The organism is Streptococcus pseudopneumoniae (genome assembly GCF_001074565.1).
GTDB classification, from domain to species: Bacteria; Bacillota; Bacilli; order Lactobacillales; family Streptococcaceae; genus Streptococcus; species Streptococcus pseudopneumoniae_J.
Genome location: NZ_JUQX01000056.1, coordinates 1 through 2423 on the forward strand (window position 1 = coordinate 1; position 2423 = coordinate 2423).

Here is a 2423-nt window from a genome sequence, read left to right on the forward strand (position 1 = left end):
ACCTGAGCTTTTCAACTCTTTCTATTATACCTACTTTTCCTACTTTGTCAAGAACTTTTTGAGAATAGCTTCATTTTTTTATTTTAGCATCTATCTTTTATAACCGGATACCTTATTTTACACTCTTCTTAATCAACTTCACGACTGCTTCTGTCCGTGCAGTGTGGGGAAACATATCAACTGACTGGATATACTGGAGATCATAAACTTTTACCAGTTTAACCAAATCTCGCGCCAAGGTCGAAACATTGCAAGAAACATAAACCATTTTTTCCGGTACATAGGTTAGGATGGCATCTAATAACTTGTCATCTAATCCCGTTCGAGGAGGGTCGACTATCAAGACATTCGCTCGGTAGCCATCACTTTAGAACAAAAAAATAGAGGTCGAACCTCTCTAAATTTAGGCTCTATAATTTCTGTAGTGGGTAAAACCACTGTAGGAATTATGGAGTCTAATTTGTTGTAGAAAAAAGGCCCATAAGACCTATAATGAAAAAGTGACCAAACCCTCATTAGAAAGAATCTTATGGAACAATTAAATTTTATCACAAACATACTTGGAATTAATGACAAAAATATTATTATCTTAGATTATCTTGATACTGGAACGAATAAAGAAGTCATTGCTAAGCTCGATTATCCTGCCTCTAAATGTCTCAACTGTCAAGGACAAATGGCTAAATATGACTTTCAAATAGAATCCAAAATCCCCTACCTCGAATGTGCTGGCTACAAGACTCTCATTCGATTGAGAAAACGCCGTTTCCGCTGTAAAGACTGTGGAAAAATAGCCGTCGCAGAGACTTCCTTAGTCAAGAAGAATCACCAGATCGCAACCATCGTCAAACAGAAAATCACTCAAAAATTGATTGAGAAAGTCCCTATGACAGCTATCTCCGAAAGTTTATCTGTCTCCACTTCGACAGTCATTCGTCAGTTACATAAATTCAAATTTAAGACTGATCTTAACCACCTTCCAGAACACATGAGTTGGGATGTGGAAACAGTCAGGGAAGTGACTGTTTCAATCGGGAGATGAAGATGAGCTTCATTGCGCAAGATTTTGATAATCTCAATATCATCGCTGTTCTTGAGAGAAGAACACAAGCTGTTATCCGAAATCTCTTTCTTCGCTATGAGCGAGCCGTTCGCTGTCAGGTAAAAATCATTACGATGGATATGTTTAGCCCTTACTATGACTTAGCTAGACAACTTCGCTTTCGAATTTCTAGGCTCAGGCTGAAACAGTCTCCCAGACTGTTTCACTCCCAAACGCTAAAATCGTTCTCGATTGCTTTCATATTATCCAGCATCTCAGTCGAGCAATGAATCGCGTACGCATCCAAATTATGAATCAGTTTGATAGAAGACCGCACGAATATAAAGCACTGAAACGTTACTGGAAACTCATTCAACAGGATAACTATACGCTGAGCAGTAAACGATTTTATCGTCCAACATTTCAGTCGCATTTAACCAATAAAGAGATTCTCGAAAAACTTCTCTCTTACTCTCAAGATCTTAGAGATCGCTATGAACTCTATCAGCTTTTACTCTTTCATTTTCAAGAGAAGCACGATGACTATTTCTTCGAATTGATCACAGGGTCCATTTCTTCTGTCAATCCAATCTTCCAGACCATTTTTAGGACCTTTTTGAGAGATCAGGATAAGATCATTAATGCACTTGTACTTCCCTACTCAAACGCAAAACTTGAGGCCACAGATATCCTCATCAAAGTCATTAAGCGAAATGCTTTTGGCTTCCGGAACTTTGAAAATTTTAAAACGAGAATTCTCATTGCTTTTAATATCAAAAAGGAGAGAACCAATTTGGTCCTCTCCAGGTTGTGACTTTTTATCAACCCACTACAGTTGACAAAGAGCCGATAAAAAATAGTCCAGAACAAATGTTCTGGACTATTTCCTTTCCAATTACTTCCTAAGAACTAACTGAAAATTAACTCTCTTTTAGAGATTATTTATTTTTACGGCTTACAAAGTACAATCCACCAGTCACTGCTATCAAAGCAAGCCCTGCAACTACTGCTGCGTTAGATGCTTTTTCACCAGTGTTAGGAAGTTGAGGTTTTTGTCCTGGTTTTCCTGGTTCATTTGGTTTACCTGGTGTTGGTTTTTCTGGAGTGTGCGTATTTGTAACGTTCCTACCATCTTCTTTTGCTGTGTACCCTTTCACAGTGCCAACTTCTTTGACAGTGTACTTGATTTCTTGACCATTTGCGTAACGATCAAGCTCAGTAAACTCGAAGGCCCACTCGTTGTCTGAAAGAGCTGTTGCTTTTGTAACAGTTACAGTCTTACCAGTTTCTTTACCGTTGGCAAGAAGTGCTACAGTAATTGAGTCTGGACGAATACCGTCTTTGTTATTAGCATCATCCCAGATCTTCTTACCTTTTACAG

General features: G+C 38.4%; 1 protein-coding gene and 2 pseudogenes. 1 reads left to right on the forward strand and 2 read right to left on the reverse strand.

The genetic code is table 11. The annotated features are described in order from the left end of the window. Nucleotides 1-112: 112 nt before the first annotated feature. Nucleotides 113-364 (reverse strand): annotated as a pseudogene (locus tag ADI74_RS10955) (23S rRNA (uracil-5-)-methyltransferase RumA); the annotation flags it as partial. Between the two features lie 165 nt (nucleotides 365-529). Here ADI74_RS10955 and ADI74_RS10960 point away from each other — a divergent pair. Continuing rightward, nucleotides 530-1856, forward strand: a pseudogene (locus ADI74_RS10960) (ISL3 family transposase). A 124-nt stretch (nucleotides 1857-1980) separates the two neighbouring features. Here ADI74_RS10960 and ADI74_RS08060 read toward each other — a convergent pair. Continuing rightward, nucleotides 1981-2423: Cna B-type domain-containing protein (locus tag ADI74_RS08060; protein WP_049538199.1), on the reverse strand; the 443-nt coding region annotated here is incomplete at its 5' end.